The following is an 18,315-nucleotide window of genomic DNA, read 5'->3' on the forward strand; positions in this document are numbered from 1 at the left end:
GGGGTTGCCGCGTTACTCAAGCGGCACGGCTGGAGCTACCAGGTGCCGGCCCGCCGAGCAGTGGAGCGCGACGAGGTGGCGGTCGGCTGGGTGAAGGAGATTTGGCTCAGCGTGGAAGAACCGTGGCGGCGCTCAATACCTGGCTCGTCTTCGACGACGAGACCGATTTTTCGACGACGCCGCCAACCGCCCGCACCCGGTCTCGCCACGACCACACTCCCGTCGTGCACGTGCGAGGTCGCTCCCCCGCAGGTTATCCGTCGCCGTTTCGACCCGCTACAAAACCGGCAAACGCTCCCAGTTGATCTACCGGTTCTGCCCCGACGGATGCAAGAGCTTCTCCCGGAGGGTACTACCGCAACCTGACCCAAACCGTGCACCAGTGACTCGGCGACCTGATCGTGCTGCTCTGGGACATCTTGAACACCCACGTGACGGCCCGTTGATCAAGAGCCCTCTCACCCCGGCCAAGGGCACCTGGTAGGTGCTGCGACGTATCACCACGGCCAACTGCGTTTTCGCCGACCCGCACAACCTGATCGACCACTGTCCGGCGGGGCCTACACCACTCTTCGGTACCGCCGCGATGTCCTCAACGGCTGCCTCACCGGTACCGGCCTCCGACCCCAGCCACCATGATGACATCATGCTCTGAAAGTCAGTAGGTATCGGTCTACCGCGCGCGCTCACCCTTGATCGAGTACGATGACCGCTCGTTCCCGCCGGTTCTACAAGCAAGCGCAGATGGGGGGTCACACGTGGGTGAGCAGCACCCCTTGCGGGCCAAGCGGCGGCCGAAGTTTGAGGAGGGTGTCGTCTCCCTGCGAGTTGTGGACCTCTTCGCTGGCTGTGGTGGCCTCACTCTCGGTATTGCCCAGGCGGCACACAAGTGCGACGTCTCGCTCGATGTTCGTCTCGCAGTCGACTTTGAGGCAGCTCCCACCAAGGTCTTCAAGGCTAACTTTCCTAAGGCTAACGTTCATAAGGGGGCCGTCGAGTCCTACTTCGACGGTGATCTCGGCGCCTCGTTGACCGCTCAAGAGGCCGAGACTCTCTCCATGGTGGGTGAGGTGGGGCTCTTGGTCGGAGGGCCCCCATGTCAGGGGCACAGCAATCTCAACAACCACACTCGCCGTAACGACCCCAAGAACCGACTGTACCTGCGTATGGCTCGTGCCGTGGAGGTTCTGCGCCCCCGTGCAGTCGTCATCGAGAACGTGTTGTCCGTCGTAAATGACAAGCAGCAGGTGGTCTCCCGCGCTGTCGTTCACCTGAAGAAGCTTGGGTACGATGTCGCCACCAGTCGTATCGACCTACTCAAGCTCGGGGTCGCCCAAACACGTAAGCGCCATATACTGCTGGCCGTTCGCGAAGACGCGCTCCCTTTTGGTTTTTCGGCTGCTGATCTGCTGCAGATCGAAGACCACAACGTCATACCCCGTGACCTGCGTTGGGCAATTGGTGACCTGCTTGAGGTGCGGCCGAAGTCCTTCTTTGATGAAGCTGCTGTACCCAGTGCGGATAACCAGCGGCGCATGAAGTATCTCTTTGAGAATGACGAATATAATCTTCCGAACGAAGAGCGCCCCGAATGTCATCAGGGAAAGCATAATTACACCTCAATGTACGGCCGTTTGTGGTGGGACCGTCCAGCTCAGACTATTACCAGTGGTTTCGCGACGATGGGTCGTGGGCGGTTTGTCCATCCTGGCGTTCCCCGGTGCCTGACCGCCCATGAAGCCGCGCGCATCCAGGGTTTTCCGGATTATTTCAAGTTCGTTGACGAGAGGGCCAAGCCTCGCTATGAGCTGACTCGCACTGAGGTTCAGGTCATCATCGGAAACGCCGTGCCTCCGCCTCTGACCGAGGCGCTGACCTCCAATCTTTTCGACGCTGAGGTTCTACAGGCAAAGGGCGACGCCCCCCCATCGCTTGAGGACGACTTCGCTGCGTCTACTGTCGACCTCGCCTGCTAAGCCTGCAAAGGGCTACTGAACTTGATTGGGTGATGTCGGACCATCGGCCTGACGGCTGGGGGTCGGGTCCGATAGATCTGGGTGGGTGAGATACGCGCAGGGCGGCGGGCTGACCGACGCCGGGAGGGCCGCGCGGGAGCGTGTCCGGCTTCAGGCCGTGGAACGCTTCGAGCGTGGGGAGAAGAGCAAGGAGATCGCCACCGCACTGCGGGTGTCGGAGCGGTCGGTGGAGCGCTGGCGCAAGTCCTGGCGCGAGCGAGGCGAGGGCGGGGTCCGCTCGAAGGGGTCGCCGGGCCGGCCGAGGCTGGGGCCGGCCCAGATGGAGCGCCTGGAGCGGGAGCTGGAGCGTGGTCCGCTCGCGCACGGGTGGCCGGATCAGCGGTGGACTCTGGCCAGGATCAAGGCGCTGATCGGCCGGCTGTTCCACGTCTCGTACACCATCGAGGGCACGTGGCTGCTGCTGAAGCGGCACGGCTGGTCGTGGCAGCAGCCCGCCCGGCGGGCGATCGAGCGGGACGATGACGCGGTCGAGCTGTGGAAGAAGGAGGTCTGGCCACAGGTAAAAGACAGGCGGCGGCCCGGGGTGCGTGGATCGCCTTCGAGGACGAGGCCGGGCAGTCGATGACACCGCCCCGGGCCCGGACCTGGGGCAGGATCGGCCGCACGCCGGTGGTCAGGGTCCGCAGCCGGGGAAGTGGCCGCCTGTCCATGATGGGCATGTGCTGCTTCAAACCCGGCACCAGGTCGCGGCTGATCTACGGGCTGCGGGAGTACCGAGGCCGCAAGGACGAGCCGAAGGGCTTCGGCTGGAAGGACTTCTGCCGCCTCCTGGTGCGGGCCCGCATCCAGCTCGGCGGCCCGATCGTGCTGGTCTGGGACAACGTCCGCCTGCACCTCACCCGCGGCATGCGGGAGTTCATCGAGAAGAACGCCGACTGGCTGACCGTCTTCCAGCTGCCCACCTACGCACCCGATCTCAACCCGCAGGAGGGCATCTGGTCGCTGGTCAAACGAGAGATCGGCAACCTCGCGGCCGCCGATCTCTCCCAGGTCACCCGAGCCGTCAAGCGCAAGCTCAAGCTCAAGCAGATCCAGTACCGGCCCGACGTGGTTGACGGCTGCCTCGCCGGCACCGGCTTGACACTCAACGACTGACCGACATCACGAATTCAAGTTCAGTAGTTCCATCCGAGAGTATTTGAGTTAGGTGAATACCTTGCTGGTGGCCCGCTCCATAGGGGTGAGCATCATCAGGGGGCAGCCGCGGCACACCTCCTCTCCGACTTCAGACAGCTGATCGCTGTGAGTGCGCGACTGGGTGCTGGTAAAGCCGGAGGCCGGGCCGCATGGTGAGCAGAGCGAGCCGCCTTGAGCCCGTGAAGATTGTTACTCAACCAGCCGGTTGATCGATGTTGAGGGTCGACTGTGCTCCGGGGTGGTGCTGTGGAGTACCAACTTGAGGAGTAGGTCGGTGTTCTGGAGGTCGGGTAGGACGACATCGGCGCCGGCGGCTTGCAGGTCGGCCTCGTTGCTGTGGCCGGATGCGACGGCGATGATTCTTACGCCGCTGTCGTGGCTGGCCTCGACATCGGCGGGGGTGTCGCCGATGAGGACGGCGTCGGCCGGGGTGAGTGTGGCGCGTTCCAGGGCGATGCGGACCAGTTCGCTGCGTACGTCGTCGTCCTCACCGTAGGCGCCGGCCTCCCAGCCGATGTGCTGGTCGAGGCCGAACGTCTGGAGCTTGATTTCGGCGACGCCTCGAACGTTGCCGGTGAGCACGCTCTGCCGTACGTCCGGCTGAGCTGCCAGGGCGTCGAGTGCCGCCGCTGCCCCCGGCAGAGCGCAGCCACGCTCGCGGAGGTCTGCGATCCGGCGCTGGTGGGCGGCGACGAGTTCCCGGGCGAAGCGCTCGAAGTCGGCCCGGTCGGTGGTCAGGCCGTGGAGCTTGGCGGTCTCGCGGAAGATGACCGCTTCGGTGATGCCGTCGACCTTCGCCTGTTGCCGCATCTGGAGGCCGGTGGTCCGGTGGAAGGCTTCGGCCGACAGCTCACGGCCGACCCCTCGCGTGTCGATGAGCGTGTGGTCGATGTCCCACAGCACCAGCACCATCGTCGTCTCCCGCCTATCGGATCCCGTAACTACTTTCACACGTATGTGTACTCAGGGTGCCATCTTGTGCCTGTCGCCCTACGCTGAACCCTCAACCTGCCCCAGGAAGAAGGGGAATAGTGTGAATTCTCCATGTTTGCCCATCGGTGAGCGGATCAGGTACCACCGCACCAGGCGTGGGCGAACGCAGGTCGCAGTCGCCGGTCTGGCCGGTATCACCGAGGCGTACCTGTCCCAGATCGAGCGTGGCCTGAAGGTTCCCTCGGCCGATGTCCTGACTCGCATCGCCGCAGAGTTGAACGTGCCGGTCGCTTCCCTGCTCGGCGAAGACCCCGCCCCGAGCACAACTGAGGCTTCCACCACCACGGCGTCCAGTGTCGTCAGGGCGCTCATGGGCCGTGGTGTCCCGCGCGGGACCGAGCCCGCTACGCCGACCGCCCTGCGTGAACGGGTGGAGGCGGTATGGCGGATCTGGCAGGAGTCTCCCGCGCGGTTCACCGAAGCGGAGAAGCTTTTGCCTTCGCTGATCAGCGATACCGAGCACGCCATCTGTGCCCACCGGACTGGTACCGATACCGGTGGACGACGTGAGGTGTTCCGTACCGCTGCGGATTTGTACGGGCTGCTGCGGTCGTACTGCCGACGAACCGGACGCCTGGACCTGTCTCTGGTGGCCGCCGACCGCGCACGCCGGGCTGCCGAGGATGCCGACGACCCGGTGAGGATCGCAACTGCCCAGTGGAACCTCGGACATGTGCTGCTGTCCCAGGGGGAGGAGCAGGCGCAGGAGGCCGGGGCAGTGGCCTTGCTCGCGGTGGAGGGGCTTCAATGCGTTCCGCAATCCCCCGAAGCCACCGCAGTACGAGGCGCGCTGGAGTTGGTGGCCGTCCTGTCCTCCGCGAGAACTTGCCGGTGGTCGGAAGCTCGGAAACGGCTGGAGCAGCGCGCCAGACCGCTCGCAGAACAGGTGGGGGACGGCAACGTGCAGTGGACGGTCTTCGGGCCGACCAACGTGGAACTCCACGCGATGAGTCTGGGCATGCTTGCAGGCGAGGCATCAGAGGCCCTGCGTGTTGCCGATCAGATCGACACCTCCCATCTGCCGTCACGTGAGCGCCAGTTCACCTTTGGTCTGGAAGTGGCCCGCTGCTACGACCTGCGCCGTGAGGACGCCGCAGTGCTGGTCCATCTGCTGTCTCTTGAGGAACTGGCGCCAGAGGACCTGGTACGCAGCCCGCTGGCCCGGGAGATGGTCACCAACCTGGTGCGCCGGGTACGGCCGACGTACCGCCGCCAGGCCGCCGCACTGGCACAGCGAATGAGCCTGCTGTGACCCGAGCCTGTGGTTACCCGAACTCTCAGTTCGGGTAGGCCCGCCGATTCGCCCATACGGTCGCCGCACACCAGACGAGAACAACGGATGGGAAGCGGTTTTGACCATGGAAGCTGGCGGCATTGAGACAGCGGGCGGTCTGAAGTTGGCTCCTGCCGGGGTCGAATGGGATGCCGTCAAGGTGTCCCGATGGATCGGCCTCGAAGCTCTGGAGCGGCTGAAAGGACCGCACGGTGCTGTCGTCGTCGATCCTCACGAACGCGCCCTGTACTTCCTGGTTCCGCCTCGGAGCACCCAGGGCTGGGAGGTGCAGCACACCACTCCCCTCAGCACCGCCTCGTATGTGGTCGTCCCGCCTGCTGGCAAGGAAGCTGAGCCGGGAATCTACTGGCTGACCTCGCCTACTCACGGGCCTCTGCACACCGATGTGGACGCCCTGCGCGCAGCGATCGAGGAGACGCTGGGGCCGCGAGGGAAGGCCGCACGGTGAACGGTCTGGTCTGGCGTACGGCAGGGGAGCGGGTACGGCGGGCGGCCGTCGCCGAGGTGGCCGGTGGATATCCACCCGTGGGGAGAGGCGCCCGGTGGCTCGCCGGGAGTGGGCGGGCCTGGGAGGTGCTGGGGGCGTGGGCGCGCGGTGGGCCGGCGGAGGTGCCGGCCGGGGGCGGGTTCGACGTGGTGCGGGTGCCCGTCGGGCTGGGGCCCGAGACGGTGCGGTGGCTGCGGGTGGCCGGGGTGCCGCTCGGGCCGGTGCTCGTGGGGCCGGACGGCGCGGACTTCGTCGTGGCGGAGGGGACGGCCGAGGGGGACGCCGTACTGCCGCCGGGGACGCCGGTGCTGCTGCCGCCCGCGTGCGTCGTGGAGCCGTACCGGCTGGGCGGGCGCGGCTGGCTGGTGGGGCCCGCCGGGCGGGAGCCGGCGCGGGGCGGGGACGTGGCGTCCGCGTACGCCCTGGCGCTCGCGGAGGCCGGGGAGGTGCTGCGGTGAGCGGGGGAAACGCGGGAGGGGACGCCCGGGACGCCCGCGGGAACGCGCGGGGGGAGACCGTGCCGTACGTGGTGGCCTGGTCGGGCGAGCGCTGCGTCTCGCCGGACGTGGTCGCCGGCCCGTACGGCCTGGCCTACGTCGGCGAGGTGCCGCAGGACCGCGACCGGCACGGCGTGCTGTGGTCCCGGACGGAGCAGGCCCCGGGCCGGGGCCGCCCCGAGTTCGGGCGGATCCACCCGGCCCGGCAGCGGCGCGCGATGCTCCGGCTGCTGTGCCAGATCTGCGCCCGCCCCGCGAGCCGTACCGCCGACGGGGTGCTGTGGGTGATCGAGGACGACCGCGGGGCGTGGGACGGCTGGCCCGAACGGGCCGTCACCACCCACCCGCCGCTGTGCCTGCCCTGCGCCCGGCAGTCCGTGAACCGCTGCCCCCACCTGCTGAAGGAGGGGTGGGTGGCGGTACGGGTGCGGCACTCCGCCGTCGAGGGGGTGTACGGCCGCCTGTGGCACTCGCGCGGCGGGCGGCTGTACCGGGGCGGGAAGGAGGTCGTCCTCCACGGCCGGCCCGAGGCCCCGTGGGTGGTCGCCGGGCAGCTCACCCGCACCCTGCACGGCTGCACCCCGGCCGCCCTGCCCCTGCCCTGACGGGCGACGACCGCAGACCGCCCCGTCCGCCCGCGCCCCCGTCGCGGGCGTACGGGGCCCACTTCTCGCACGCAAGGAACCGCACATGAACGACACACCGCCGGGGACGCCCGAGGCGTCCGAGTCCGTACCGCCGACGCCCGTGCGCGGGCAGGTCGGGGCGCGGGAGGTGCTGCGCTGCGTCGGGCGGCAGATCAAGATCCTGCGCCGCCGGACCGGTCTGGAACGGGCGGAGCTGGGCCCGGCGATCGGCTACAGCCCGTCCATGGTCGCCGCCGTCGAGCTGGGGCGGCGCCCGCCCCAGCCGGAGTTCCTGGCCGCCGCCGACAGCGTCCTGGACGCGGGCGGGCTGCTGACCTGCGCGACCGACCTCGTCGAGCAGGCCCGCGCCGCCGGGCTGGCCGGCGTCCCCGGCGAACCGGAGTGGTTGGCCGCCTGGCACGCGTACGCCCCCGCCACCGTCCCCGAGCTGCTGCGCACCCCCGACTACCACCGGGCGGTGCTGCGCGCCGCCCGCCCGCTGCTGGACGAGGAGACCGTCGAGCGGCGTACGGCGGCGCTGGCCGAGCGCGCCGAACGGGTGCTGGGGCGGCGGCCCGCGCCGCTGGTCACCTGCGTGCTGGACGAAGCCGTCCTGCACCGCCCCTACGGCGGCCCGGCGGTGCTGCGGGCGCAGCTCGCGCACCTGGCGGAACTGGGGCGGCTGCGACACGTGGAGGTGCAGGTGATGCCGACCGGCGCCGCCGACCACGCCGGGGCCGAGGGCGGCGCCTTCGTCCTGCTGGAACCCGCCGACGGACGGCTGCCGGTGGCCCGCACCGGGGACGGCGAGCGGGTCACCGTCCGGCGGGCGGAGGTGCGTGCGCTGGAGCAGCGCTACGCCGCCCTGCGCGCCCAGGCCCTCAGCCCGGACGAGTCGTCGGCGCTCGTCGGGAAGCGGGCGGCGGAGGCGGGCGCGGGGGCGTGAGGGGAGGTCAGCCGCCGCACCGCGGTACGGACGGCGAGGTGCCGCACCCGTCCGGCGGGGGCATCGTGGCGTAGCCGTGGAACGACTCCGACGTCCCGCACATGAGCAGCACCGCCGTCGCGACGGCCATGAGGCCCTGCGTCCACGCGGTCACCCGGGCGCCCCGGCGGCGGGCGGCCCGCGCCGTCCACACCAGCAGCGCGCACAGTGCTCCCGTGATGGCGAGGTAGCCCCAGAGGGGGTGGGGTGGGGGCGGTGCGACCGGGCCGAGGGTCAGGCGGGCGGGGAACCACAGGTCGAGGACCGCGTCCAGGGCGAGCAGTTCCAGGGCGACCAGGGCGGAGGCGGCGGACGCGTCGGCGATCCGGCGCGTCCGCCCGGCGGCGCGGTCGGTGCGGTCGGCAGAACCGGTGGGGCGGAGGGGGCCGTCGGGGGGTGTCATGTCCACCAGCCTGCACCGGGGGACTGCGGGGGAGGAGCGCGGGCCGGGGCTCAGGGCAGGGCGTCGAAGTACGCCTTCTGCGCCGGGTAGTAGTCGCCGAAGTCGGGGCGGGGGCCGCCGGTGCGGGCGGCGGTGAGCATGTCCAGGTAGTACTCCCAGCCCGGGCCGATCTCGCCGATCCCGTCCGTGTCGGCCAGGTGCTGGACCAGGCGCAGCTCGGTGGTGCCGTCGCCGGCCTCGGACAGCAGCAGCTCCAGGCGCCAGGGGCCGGCCTCGTCCTCCGCCGAGACGGCGAGCCGGTGCGGCGGCTCGCAGGCGTCGATCCGCAGCGGGGACCAGGGCGCCTCCTCCTCGAACACCATCTGCACCTCGACGGTGCGCCCGGGGCCCGCCTCGCCGCGCCACGGGCCGAACCAGCGGGCGGTGCGCTCCGGTTCGGTGACGCTCGCCCACACGTCGGCGACGGGGGCGCGGTAGGTGCGGGTGAGGATCAGGTCGTGGCCGGCCGGGGTGGGGACGAGCCGTCCGGTGGGGGCGGGGGTCATGCCGTGTCCTCCCGTGCGGGGACGTGCGGGTGTGTGCGGGGACGTGCGACACGGTACCGGCCGGGGCGGCGGTACGGGCCCTGCCCGGCGCGGCCCGCGGCGGTGTCCATCCGGACGGCGGGGTCCTACGGCGGTCCGGCGGCGTTGTCGGTGGCGGGTGCTGGCTTTCCGTCCGCTGCCGGCCGGTTCGGCGCCCCCGGTGGGGGACGCGGTGGCCAAGGGGGGTGGCCGCTGAGCGGTCCCCGGGCCTGCGGGCCCCGGGGCCGCGAAAAGGCTCCGACTCCGCCCCCCTCTCACCGCTCTCCCCGGCCCCGGTCCGGGCTTCTGCCGCTCCACGGCGGCGGTCCGCCGTGCGCCGACGGCGTGGGCGGCGCCCGTACCGCCCGCGGTGGCCCCCCGCGGGCGCCCGGGGCGGCGGTGTCATGATGACCGCTCCCGGCGGGTTCCTTCCCGTGGGACACCCGGGGAGGACCGCTCAAGGAGGGCACGTGGAGGACCGGACGCGGCAGGAGCAGGCGAGCCCCGAGGTGCGGGCGCGCGTCAGGGCCGACTTCGAACGCCAGGGGCTGATGCGCCACCTCGGCGCCCGCCTGACGCACATCGGGCCGGGGAGCGCGCACATCGTGCTCCCGGGCCGTCCCGAAGTGACCCAGCAGCACGGCTACTTCCACGCGGGGGCGACCAGCGCGGTCGCGGACAGCGCGGGCGGCTGCGCGGCGCTCACACTCTTCCCCGAGGGCACCTCGGTGCTCTCGGTGGAGTACAAGATCAACCTCCTGGCGCCGGCCGTGGGCGACCACGTCGAGGCGGTGGGGACGGTCCTGCGGGCCGGGCGGACGCTGACCGTGTGCCGCCTGGAGGTGTTCGCCGTCCGGGACGGCGAACGGTCGCTCGTCGTGTCGGGCCAGCAGACGCTGATCCGGGTGGGCGAGCGCCCCGGGCGGTGACCCCCTCCGGCGTACTGCCCCGGACTGCGCTCCGGGGGCGCCACCCGCGGGCGCCGTCCGGGCCGTGTCGGGGACGCCGGACCGGGTACTGCGGGAAGGGCCCGGCCCAGCCACCCCACGACGTACGGAGGCCCCATGTCCGAGGAGCAGAACGAGCAGAAGAAGCTGGTCGAGCTGATGCGGGACATGCCCATCGCGATGATGACCACCTTCGGGCTGGAAGGGCCGCACAGCTTCCCCATGGCCCGCCAGGAGGTCGAGCCGAGCGCCGAACTGTGGTTCATCACCGCCCAGGACACCCGCCACGTCCGCGAGCTCGGGACGGACCCGCGGGTGTCGCTGACCTTCTCCTCCCGGGACTCCTGGGTGGCGATGACCGGGCGCGCGGAGCTCGTCCGCGACCAGGCCAAGCTCAAGGAGCTGTGGAACACCTTCGCCGAGGCGTGGCTGCCCGGCGGCCCCGACAACCCGGACGCGGTACTCATCCGCGTCGACGTGGAGCGCGCCGAATACTGGGACACCCCCGGCGGCAAGATCTCCTCGCTGATCAGCTTCGCCAAGACGAAACTGACCGGCGACACCTTCGACGCGGACCACGGGACCGTCCGGCCGTAGGCGCTCCGGCGCCCGGCACGGCGCCGGGACGCGGCCGGTCTTCTCCGCGGGATCGGGGTCCGCTCAAGTCCCGTGGTCCGTAGTACCGGGTTGCCGGTCAAACGCCGGACGGTGCTTCTTCCCGGGGGCCGGACTCAGGTGCGAGGACGGCGCGAAGGCGGCCGATGCCCTGCTGCCACTTCGGGCTGCTGTGCGCCTCGTCCCAGAGTTCGGCGAGTTCGGAATCCTCGGCGACCACCCGGTCGAGGGCTTCGACGGCGAGCGGCCGGAGATCGCCGGCGAAAGCGGGAAGGGCCTGCTTGGGCCCGTAGCCGGTGCTGATCGCCTCACCGCCCGGGCACTGCGCCGCGACGAGCGCGGCGGCTGCGACAGCCTTCTCGCCCTCCGAGCTCTCGAGGTAGTCGCGGGCCTGGACGGCTCGGCCGAGCGTCGAGCGCACGAGGCTCTCGCGCTTGTCCGGGGCCGTCTCGTCCAGGGTGTGGGCGAAGTCCGCGGCCATGTCGTTCTCGAAAGGACCGACGTCCCAGGCTCCCATGGTGTTCTCCTCGTGTTGACGTGCGGCGATCGTCGCAGCGGCCACTGACAGTGGCTGTCATGGGGAAAGCAGGACATGCTTCCGGGGGAGGGCGGAGCCGGCGCGGCCGGACATCTCGGCAGGCTCGTCTCCGGCACACCGCTGTTTGTGCAGGGGGGCTTCTTGTAGCTGGAGTCGTACGAGGTGGCCGGGATGGTGGGACGCCAGGTGTGCCGGGGCCGGGCATGGCGGTGGCATCCGTCCGGCCGTAGCGGCCCGCGCCGTCAGTGCGAGGGCAGGGTGGCGGCGGCCTCGGTGAGGACGGTGCGCAGCCAGGTCCGGAGGTGGTTGTCGTAGAGCCACGGGTTCCAGACCAGGGCGAGGCCGGGGAAGGGGACGGCGCGGCCGGTTCCGGCGCCCCGCACACCGCTCCCGGCATTCAAGGCGACCGGGGAACATGGCACAAATGCACAGTTCTCGCGCGATCCATGCGGTCGGTGCATGCGGCCGGTGCATGAGGCCGGTGCGTGCGGAGATCTCCGGAGACGGCCGGCGGCCCGTTCACCGGGCGCGCGGCGGTGGGCGGTGCCCGGGCCGGTCCGGCCGCCGGCGCGCGTCACCGCCGGCGACGGCGGCGGAGGTCAGGCGGGCCGGGGCGTGATGCTCACCGCGCGGTAGTCGTATCCGTCCTGCTGGAAGCCGGGGGCCTCCCAGACGAGGTCCACGTGCTGTCCGGGGGAGAGCGTGCGGAATCCGGCCATCCTGATGTCGGAGAAGTGGCCCCAGCATCCGCCGGGGGTCTCGGGGCAGTCGAGCACGCCCCACCCCTCCTCGTCGTGCCACTCGCGGACAGTCGCAGTCACCATGCGGGGAACCCTACGGCTCGGCCGGGCGGGTGACCCGGTGCCCCGGCCGGAGGCGGACGGCTGCGGCAGACGGGTACCGGCGCGGAACCTTTCACTCGCATGGACTGAAACCTGCAGTGGCTGATGTAGACATGCTTCCGCAGCAGGGCTAGTGTGTTTGCTGTAGCCAGGAAGTGAGTGAGGCGTGGCAGAGACGAACTGCCCGCATGCGGTACACGAGGTTGTGGCACGGCGGTGGAGTGGCGGGGCCGGAGCAGGTTTTGGGGTCCCCCCGCTGATCGCCGGGCCTGGTGGCCTTAAGACAGGGCCGCCGGCAGTACGCAGGATCCGCAGTACCAAGAGGTTTGTCAGAAGGAAGAGAGAAGGAGGAGGACGCCATCAGGATCGCCCGGGTGAGAACGGTTCGCCCGGGTACCGCAGGCCCCGGAACGGAAGGTGGTCCCACGGTCACGCATCCGCGATCCCCGCACTCTCCGCCCCCCGCCGGGGGCCGGTGCGGAAGCAGAAGGCCGGCGTCGCAGTAGCCGGTCGATGGTGTTACAAATCCCTCGGGGCCTTGGTGCCGTACGGCACCAAGGCCCCCTTGACGCGTTCCCCGATCAGAGGTGCAGATGACCGCAGGCACACCGCTCGACCGAATCGACGACGACGACTACCCCGCCTACACCATGGGACGGGCGGCGGAGATGCTCGGCACCACGCCCGCCTTCCTGCGGGCGCTCGGGGAAGCCCGGCTGATCACGCCGCTGCGCTCCGAGGGCGGCCACCGCCGCTACTCCCGCTACCAACTGCGGATCGCCGCCCGCGCCCGTGAACTGGTCGACCAGGGCACCGGCATCGAGGCGGCCTGCCGCATCATCATCCTGGAAGACCAGCTCGAAGAGGCCCAGCGCATCAACGAGGAACTGCGACGCGGTGGTGTCGGCTCCGGCCACAAGGCGGACGCCTGACCCGCGTCCTCACGGGGACGGCAGCCGGCACACCGCTCGGCCCGCGAGCGGTGTGCCGACCGGGCGTACCGCGGCTCCCGCGGTGTCCGCGGCGGGAGCGCCCAGGACTGTGGTCGCCCCCGCCCGCACCGCCCGCACCGCTGTCGTCACTTCACTGCTGTCACTGCTGTCATCGCTGTCCTGATGCGGGCTCCCGCCCGTCCCGCGAGCCACCGGGAGCCGGGGCGCCGAGCATCGCGGAAGCCCGCTGGAGCGGATCGACGATCGTCGCGACCGCGGCCCTGGGGGCGGTGCGGCAGGTGAAGCCGAGCCGGGCCATCGCCCTGAGCACCTCGTCGCTGCTGAAATCGCGGCGGTCCTGGTGGGTGATGACCTGACCGACCTGCTTGGCGGGGTAGTGGCGGCGCCCGATGATCACGGACTCGCCGGTGACCGGCTCGGGCTTGACGCCCTTCATCGACGTCAGCACGCCACCCTTGGTGAGCTCGAACGGAAAGCGGGCGATTACACAGCGCATGATGCCTCACAGAGGAGCGGAAGGAGAGGGGAGGGGGAGGGGGGAGAGGGACCGGTCCCCCGGTCGGAGCGGTTCCGGTGCTAGGCGGCCGCACCGGAGACGGACCGCCGTGCGGACGCGCGCCGGGCCGCCGCGGCCGGGTGGCGCCGACCGCGTGAGGTGGCACCGCGCCCGGAGCGTTCGGCTACCGGTGCGGTGATGACGACCGGCACGCCGGAGGGCGCCCGGGCACCGGTGATGCGCTGCAGGGCCTCCGCACCGGCGCGGACCCGGGTGGTCTGCGGGACGATGCCGGCCGTCGCCATGAGGCGGGTCATGGCGCGGTGCTGGTCCGGGGTGACGAGGGTGACGACGCTGCCGGACTCGCCCGCGCGGGCCGTCCGGCCACCGCGGTGGAGGTAGTCCTTGTGGTCGGTCGGAGGATCGACGTTGACGACGAGGCCGAGACTGTCGACGTGGATGCCGCGCGCGGCGACGTTGGTCGCCACCAGCACGTTGACGTGCCCGCTCCGGAACTGCGTCAGCGTACGGGTGCGCTGCGGCTGGGACTTGCCCCCGTGCAGGGCGGCGGCCCGTACCCCGCTGCTCAGGAGGTGCCGGGTGAGGCGGTCGACGGCGTGCTTGGTGTCCAGGAACATGATCACTCGGCCGTCGCGTGCGGCGATCTCGGTGGTGGCCGCGTGCTTGTCGGCGCTGTGGACGTGGAGCACATGGTGCTCCATCGTCGTGACCGCACCGGCCGACGGGTCGACGGAGTGCACGACGGGGTCGCTCAGGTAGCGGCGCACGAGCAGATCGACGTTGCGGTCGAGGGTGGCGGAGAACAGCATGCGCTGGCCCTGCGGGCGTACCTGGTCGAGCAGGGCGGTGACCTGCGGCATGAAGCCCATGTCGGCCATCTGGTCCGCTTCGTCGAGGACGGTGACGGAGACCTGGTCCAGCCGGCAGTCGCCGCGTTCGACGAGATCCCTGAGGCGCCCGGGGGTGGCGACGACGACCTCGGCACCGCCGCGCAGCGCGCCGGCCTGCCTGCCGATCGGCATCCCTCCCACGACCGTGGTCAGGCGCAGCCGCACCGAGCGGGCGTACGGCGCGAGTGCCTCGGTGACCTGCTGCGCCAGCTCACGCGTCGGTACGAGGACCAGCCCCAGCGGCTGCCGGGGCTCGGCGCGCCGTCCGGCCGTACGGGCCAGCAGCGCCAGTCCGAAGGCGAGGGTCTTGCCGGAACCGGTGCGCCCCCGGCCGAGGACGTCGCGGCCGGCGAGGGAGTTCGGCAGCGTCGCGGCCTGGATCGGGAACGGTGTGGTCAGGCCCTGCGCGCCGAGTGCGGCCAGCAGTTCCGCGGGCATGCCGAGATCGGCGAAGCTCGCGACGGCGGGCAGCGCCGGGGTGACCGTCTCCGGGAGGGCGAACTCGCCCTGGAGCGCGGCGGGGCGGCGGGCGCGGCCGTGGGAACGGACCGGCCTGCCGGAGCGGCGCGGGGCCGATGAGCCGAACCGGTTGTTCGAGCGTATGCGGTCCATGCGGAACCTTCCTCGATGCGGCGCGTATCAAGGAATTCTCGCAGCGGGAAGCGGCACGGAGAATTGCAAGAACAGGCCGGGTGGAATGAAGAATTGAATCGTGTGTCACGGCGCGGTCGAGAGGCGCCGAGCGGGTTTTCCCGGAGGGAGTCCGGGTGGGTGGGGCCGCGGGTTTCCCGCAGTCCTCCCGGCGTCGTCCCGCAGGCGGGGCCACCGTGGGAAGCGCATGCAGCAGGGGCCCGCACCCCGAAGGATGCGGGCCCCTGCTGCGAAGTGTGCGCCGGTGTCAGGCGGTGACGATGTTCTCGGCCGTCGGACCCTTCTGTCCCTGCGCGATGTCGAAGCTCACCTTCTGGCCTTCGAGCAGCTCGCGGAAGCCCTGGGCGGCGATGTTCGAGTAGTGGGCGAACACGTCGGCGCCGCCACCGTCCTGCTCGATGAAGCCGAATCCCTTTTCCGCGTTGAACCACTTCACGGTGCCAGTAGCCATGTCTTGCTCCTTCGGGGCAGTGAGTCGGCGTCCGCACTGTACGGACGCCGTGTCGCCGCGATGATCACCCCGCCGGAAGAAGACCGGTGCCAAAAAACACTCCCAGTGGCGCAGAAGCCGACCGGGAGGAAACTGGAATTCGGGAACCACAACTGCAACTGAGATCGACAGTAGCACGTTGCGGCGGTCTGTGCGCGCTCAATGAATTTGCTCCGCCTGTTGTCGCAGCGAAACTGCCCGCACATTTCACCGAATTCTCTTCCCGCGGGTACAGATATGATGCCGTCCGGGCCTCGTCGGTCCGTGGAGCCACGGCCACGGCGTCTCCCTCGGCCACGGGGGCGAAGACCGGATCGACGCGGGCGGACGCCGGCCGGGGTGTCGCACGGTTCCCCGTGTGTGCTGGATCCGCTCCGGCGGGGGCTGCCCGCGGGAGACGGCCACTCCGCCCGCCCTGCGCGGCGGGCAGGACGCGAGCCCGCGGCACCCGCCTCACAGGCCATCGACGGACACCGGCACACCGGCACAGAGGAGCACGCCCGTGACAGAACCGACGTCCCTCCTGCTCTCCCGCCTGCACGCGGCCGGTCTGCACGACGTCGTCGCGGTCGAGCCGGCCACCGGAGGGCTCGCCGCGACCGCGGGGTTCGCACGCCGCGGTGACGGCACATCGGTGTTCGCCAAGGCGTTCGGCGAGCCGTCGCCGGGTGCCGTTTTCGCCGCGGAGGCCGAGGGGCTCACCGTGCTGCGCGAGGCGGGCGGCGTCGCCACGCCCGACGTCGTCCTCGCGGACCGCGACCTGCTCGTGCTGTCCGTACTGCGGCCCCGGCCGCGTACCGAAGCCTTCTGGGAGCGGCTCGCGCATGTGCTCGCACACCTGCACACCACCACGCGGCACCCCCGGTTCGGGTGGCACCGGGACAACTGGCTGGGCCGTCGCCGGCAGGTCAACACCTGGGAGGACGACGGGTTCGAGTTCTTCGCCCGGCACCGCCTGCTGCGCTGGCTGGGCGAGCCCCGTGTCGAGGAGGCGCTGGACAGCGCGGACCGGGCGGCCCTGGAGCGACTGTGCGACCGGCTGCCCGAGCTGCTGCCGGTCAGACCCGCGTGCCTGACGCACGGTGACCTGTGGGCCCTGAACGTCATGGCCACCCCCGACGGGCGACCCGCACTGATCGACCCGGCCGTGTCGTACACATGGGCCGAGGTCGACCTGGCCCACGTGTGGACCACGGCACCGCCGCCCGAGGCGCATGTGCTGTTCGAGTTGTACGCCGAGCTGACCGGGCTCGACCGCGACTGGCGCGAACGCATGCCGATCCTCCAGCTCCGCCAGCACCTGGCCGTGATCGCCCAGTTCGACCCCGACTGGGGTGCCGCCGATCTCGTCCGCGCCACGCTCGCTCCGTTCCGCCGGCGGACCTGACCTGGGAGGTCCTGGAGCTTCCGGCCGACAGGTCGGGCTGCCGGTCGAGATCAACAGGTACGGGAGGGAATGCCGGTGACCACAGCTCCCAGCGGCGGGCCCGCCCGCCGTTCCGGTCGTCGCATCCGCTGCGGACCATCCGTGACATCCGGGAGTCCTTGCCCGAGGGTCGGCGTCGGCGCTTCGACACGGAACTTGCCGACACGGAGATCGAGGCGCTGTCCGAGATACCCCACCGCCGGGTGACGCCGGGCAATGACGGCTTCGAGGAGTTCCTGCTCTCCGCTCCCTTCGAAGGGCTGGAGTTCGGCGCCCGCTCCTGCGACGAGCAGCCGGGCACCGAGTGATCTGCCTGCTCGACACCAGGCCCGGGCCGCGCCGATGCAGTGCGCGCGTAGCCGGAGTGGTTCAGGTTGTCCTTGGCGACTGGCTGGTCTGCGCGGCCGATCGCCGCGCTCACGGCCGAAGGCTTGTCGGCGCAAGCTGTCAGCACCCGATGCCACCAGGTAGCACCGGGTGCTACCGTGAAGAGTGTGAGTATTCAGCCCGAAATCACCCAACGGGATCTGCGCAACCGGTCCCGAGAGATCATGGACGCCATACAGGGCGGCCAGTCGTTCACCGTCACCCGGGACGGACATCCGATCGGTCAGCTCGTTCCTCTGCGGCGACGCCGCCGGTTCGTTCCCCGTCAGGAGTTCACCGCGATGTCCAGGAGCGCTCCCGGCATCGACCTCGACACGTTCCGCGCCGACCAGGCCGCCACGGCCGAGACCTACCCGGACGATCCCTATGTCCGCTGACCGCTCGGCGTACGCCCAGGGCCTCCTCGACACCAACATCATGATTCTGCGCCGGTGGGTGGCTCCCGAGGAACTGCCGGACGAAATGGCGATCACCGCCGTCACCCTGGCCGAGCTGTCCGCCGGTCCGCACGAGGTCCGCCGCAACGACGAACAGAGCGGCTACGACGAACACGCCGAACGCGCCCGCAGGCTCGACGTTCTCCAGCGCGCCGAGAACGAGTTCGATCCCATCCCCTTCGACGCGGAAGCGGCCCGCGCCTACGGCCGCATCTGCGCCGCGGTGATCAGCGCGGGCCGCAAGCCGCGTCGCCGGGTGGCCGACCTGATGATCGCCGCCATTGCCGTGGCCGAGGGCCTTCCCCTCTTCACCACCAACCCCGATGACTTCAAAGGGCTGGACGAACTCCTCACCGTGGTACCGGTCACCCGCCCGAAGGCGCCTCACGAGGGCTGATGCCAGGGAGCCGGATCGGTGGAATCACGACGGACTCGGTGGTGCGAGCCCGGCACGGACGCGAGCACGCAACAGGGCCGGTTCGGGGGAGCAAACCCTCGAACCGGCCCTTCGGCTGGTGCCCCCGGCAGGATTCGAACCTGCGACACCCGCTTTAGGAGAGCGGTGCTCTATCCCCTGAGCTACGAAGGCGTGCGCAGACAG

The 18,315-nt window shown here is 70.6% G+C and carries 23 protein-coding genes, 1 tRNA gene and 1 pseudogene; 15 read left to right on the forward strand and 10 right to left on the reverse strand.

Features of this window, described 5'->3' with window-relative positions:
- Positions 1–6: 6 nt before the first annotated feature.
- From CUT44_RS35030 to CUT44_RS35035, 3 genes and pseudogenes are all read left to right on the forward strand, one after another.
- Positions 7–366 (forward strand): annotated as a pseudogene (locus tag CUT44_RS35030) (winged helix-turn-helix domain-containing protein); the annotation flags it as partial.
- Between the two features lie 392 nt (positions 367–758).
- Positions 759–1,976 (forward strand): DNA cytosine methyltransferase, encoded by a 1,218-nt coding sequence (locus CUT44_RS11195; protein WP_158239593.1) that lies wholly within the window; start codon positions 759–761, stop codon positions 1,974–1,976.
- Positions 1,977–2,061: 85 nt separating this feature from the next.
- Positions 2,062–3,131 (forward strand): IS630 family transposase gene (locus tag CUT44_RS35035; protein WP_456300517.1). Its coding sequence is split into 2 segments (ribosomal slippage): positions 2,062–2,509 and positions 2,509–3,131, totalling 1,071 coding nucleotides; the frame shifts between segments, so codons are not numbered across the junction.
- Positions 3,132–3,362: 231 nt separating this feature from the next.
- Here CUT44_RS35035 and CUT44_RS11210 read toward each other — a convergent pair.
- A complete protein-coding gene (locus tag CUT44_RS11210; protein WP_100201783.1) occupies positions 3,363–4,085 on the reverse strand; it encodes an HAD family hydrolase in 723 nt (240 codons plus the stop codon).
- 136 nt (positions 4,086–4,221) lie between these two features.
- On the opposite strand from CUT44_RS11210, the gene CUT44_RS11215 reads away from it, so the two are divergent.
- From CUT44_RS11215 to CUT44_RS11235, 5 genes are all read left to right on the forward strand, one after another.
- On the forward strand, positions 4,222–5,418 hold the full coding sequence (locus CUT44_RS11215) for a helix-turn-helix domain-containing protein (RefSeq protein WP_233221343.1): 1,197 nt from the start codon (positions 4,222–4,224) through the stop codon (positions 5,416–5,418).
- A 181-nt stretch (positions 5,419–5,599) separates the two neighbouring features.
- Positions 5,600–5,908: a hypothetical protein gene (locus CUT44_RS11220; protein WP_146252200.1), complete on the forward strand. Its 309-nt coding sequence runs from the start codon at positions 5,600–5,602 to the stop codon at positions 5,906–5,908.
- Positions 5,905–6,405, forward strand: coding sequence for a hypothetical protein (locus CUT44_RS33055; protein ID WP_158239594.1), 501 nt, complete (start codon positions 5,905–5,907; stop codon positions 6,403–6,405). Before CUT44_RS11220 ends, CUT44_RS33055 begins: the two co-directional genes overlap by 4 nt.
- A complete protein-coding gene (locus CUT44_RS33060; protein ID WP_100201786.1) occupies positions 6,402–7,049 on the forward strand; it encodes a hypothetical protein in 648 nt (215 codons plus the stop codon). The genes CUT44_RS33055 and CUT44_RS33060 overlap by 4 nt, the downstream gene beginning before the upstream one ends.
- An 85-nt stretch (positions 7,050–7,134) precedes the next feature.
- Positions 7,135–8,016 (forward strand): helix-turn-helix domain-containing protein, encoded by an 882-nt coding sequence (locus CUT44_RS11235; protein ID WP_100201787.1) that lies wholly within the window; start codon positions 7,135–7,137, stop codon positions 8,014–8,016.
- A 7-nt stretch (positions 8,017–8,023) separates the two neighbouring features.
- Here the strand turns inward: CUT44_RS11235 and CUT44_RS11240 are convergent, their stop codons facing one another.
- Together CUT44_RS11240 and CUT44_RS11245 are read right to left on the reverse strand one after the other, a co-directional pair.
- On the reverse strand, positions 8,024–8,458 hold the full coding sequence (locus CUT44_RS11240; protein ID WP_146252202.1) for a DUF6234 family protein: 435 nt from the start codon (positions 8,456–8,458) through the stop codon (positions 8,024–8,026).
- 50 nt (positions 8,459–8,508) lie between these two features.
- On the reverse strand, positions 8,509–9,003 hold the full coding sequence (locus CUT44_RS11245) for an SRPBCC family protein (protein WP_100201789.1): 495 nt from the start codon (positions 9,001–9,003) through the stop codon (positions 8,509–8,511).
- Positions 9,004–9,491: 488 nt separating this feature from the next.
- On the opposite strand from CUT44_RS11245, the gene CUT44_RS11250 reads away from it, so the two are divergent.
- A complete protein-coding gene (locus CUT44_RS11250) occupies positions 9,492–9,950 on the forward strand; it encodes a PaaI family thioesterase (RefSeq protein WP_100201790.1) in 459 nt (152 codons plus the stop codon).
- Positions 9,951–10,085: 135 nt separating this feature from the next.
- On the forward strand, positions 10,086–10,565 hold the full coding sequence (locus CUT44_RS11255; protein ID WP_100201791.1) for a pyridoxamine 5'-phosphate oxidase family protein: 480 nt from the start codon (positions 10,086–10,088) through the stop codon (positions 10,563–10,565).
- A 97-nt stretch (positions 10,566–10,662) separates the two neighbouring features.
- Here CUT44_RS11255 and CUT44_RS11260 read toward each other — a convergent pair whose 3' ends face one another.
- The 3 genes from CUT44_RS11260 to CUT44_RS11265 form a co-directional block, all read right to left on the reverse strand.
- Positions 10,663–11,100, reverse strand: a complete 438-nt coding sequence (locus CUT44_RS11260; protein ID WP_100201792.1) for a DUF4259 domain-containing protein — start codon at positions 11,098–11,100, stop codon at positions 10,663–10,665.
- Positions 11,101–11,363: 263 nt separating this feature from the next.
- Positions 11,364–11,504: a hypothetical protein gene (locus tag CUT44_RS33065; RefSeq protein WP_158239595.1), complete on the reverse strand. Its 141-nt coding sequence runs from the start codon at positions 11,502–11,504 to the stop codon at positions 11,364–11,366.
- A gap of 216 nt (positions 11,505–11,720) precedes the next feature.
- Positions 11,721–11,945: a cold-shock protein gene (locus CUT44_RS11265; RefSeq protein WP_100201793.1), complete on the reverse strand. Its 225-nt coding sequence runs from the start codon at positions 11,943–11,945 to the stop codon at positions 11,721–11,723.
- A 611-nt stretch (positions 11,946–12,556) separates the two neighbouring features.
- On the opposite strand from CUT44_RS11265, the gene CUT44_RS11270 reads away from it, so the two are divergent.
- Positions 12,557–12,895 (forward strand): MerR family transcriptional regulator, encoded by a 339-nt coding sequence (locus CUT44_RS11270; RefSeq protein WP_100201794.1) that lies wholly within the window; start codon positions 12,557–12,559, stop codon positions 12,893–12,895.
- A 169-nt stretch (positions 12,896–13,064) separates the two neighbouring features.
- Here CUT44_RS11270 and CUT44_RS11275 read toward each other — a convergent pair whose 3' ends face one another.
- The 3 genes from CUT44_RS11275 to CUT44_RS11285 all read right to left on the reverse strand — a co-directional run bounded on the left by CUT44_RS11275 (position 13,065) and on the right by CUT44_RS11285 (position 15,425).
- Positions 13,065–13,412, reverse strand: coding sequence for an SCO5918 family protein (locus CUT44_RS11275; RefSeq protein ID WP_100201795.1), 348 nt, complete (start codon positions 13,410–13,412; stop codon positions 13,065–13,067).
- 80 nt (positions 13,413–13,492) lie between these two features.
- Positions 13,493–14,935, reverse strand: a complete 1,443-nt coding sequence (locus CUT44_RS11280; RefSeq protein ID WP_100201796.1) for a DEAD/DEAH box helicase — start codon at positions 14,933–14,935, stop codon at positions 13,493–13,495.
- Between the two features lie 286 nt (positions 14,936–15,221).
- Entirely contained in the window at positions 15,222–15,425 is a 204-nt protein-coding gene (locus CUT44_RS11285) for a cold-shock protein (RefSeq protein ID WP_100201797.1), read from the reverse strand.
- Between the two features lie 541 nt (positions 15,426–15,966).
- Between CUT44_RS11285 and CUT44_RS11290 the strand changes: the two genes are divergently transcribed.
- The 4 genes from CUT44_RS11290 to CUT44_RS11305 all read left to right on the forward strand — a co-directional run bounded on the left by CUT44_RS11290 (position 15,967) and on the right by CUT44_RS11305 (position 18,111).
- Entirely contained in the window at positions 15,967–16,851 is an 885-nt protein-coding gene (locus CUT44_RS11290; RefSeq protein ID WP_100201798.1) for a fructosamine kinase family protein, read from the forward strand.
- Positions 16,852–17,009: 158 nt separating this feature from the next.
- Positions 17,010–17,198: a hypothetical protein gene (locus tag CUT44_RS11295; RefSeq protein ID WP_233221344.1), complete on the forward strand. Its 189-nt coding sequence runs from the start codon at positions 17,010–17,012 to the stop codon at positions 17,196–17,198.
- 186 nt (positions 17,199–17,384) lie between these two features.
- The gene (locus CUT44_RS11300; RefSeq protein WP_100201799.1) at positions 17,385–17,654 is read left to right on the forward strand and encodes a type II toxin-antitoxin system Phd/YefM family antitoxin; all 270 of its coding nucleotides are present in this window, start codon (positions 17,385–17,387) and stop codon (positions 17,652–17,654) included.
- On the forward strand, positions 17,644–18,111 hold the full coding sequence (locus CUT44_RS11305) for a type II toxin-antitoxin system VapC family toxin (protein ID WP_100201800.1): 468 nt from the start codon (positions 17,644–17,646) through the stop codon (positions 18,109–18,111). Before CUT44_RS11300 ends, CUT44_RS11305 begins: the two co-directional genes overlap by 11 nt.
- A gap of 116 nt (positions 18,112–18,227) precedes the next feature.
- Here CUT44_RS11305 and CUT44_RS11310 read toward each other — a convergent pair.
- Positions 18,228–18,303, reverse strand: a tRNA-Arg gene (locus CUT44_RS11310).
- Positions 18,304–18,315 lie beyond the last annotated feature (12 nt).

This window comes from Streptomyces carminius, from assembly GCF_002794255.1.
Taxonomy (GTDB): Bacteria; Actinomycetota; Actinomycetes; order Streptomycetales; family Streptomycetaceae; genus Streptomyces; species Streptomyces carminius.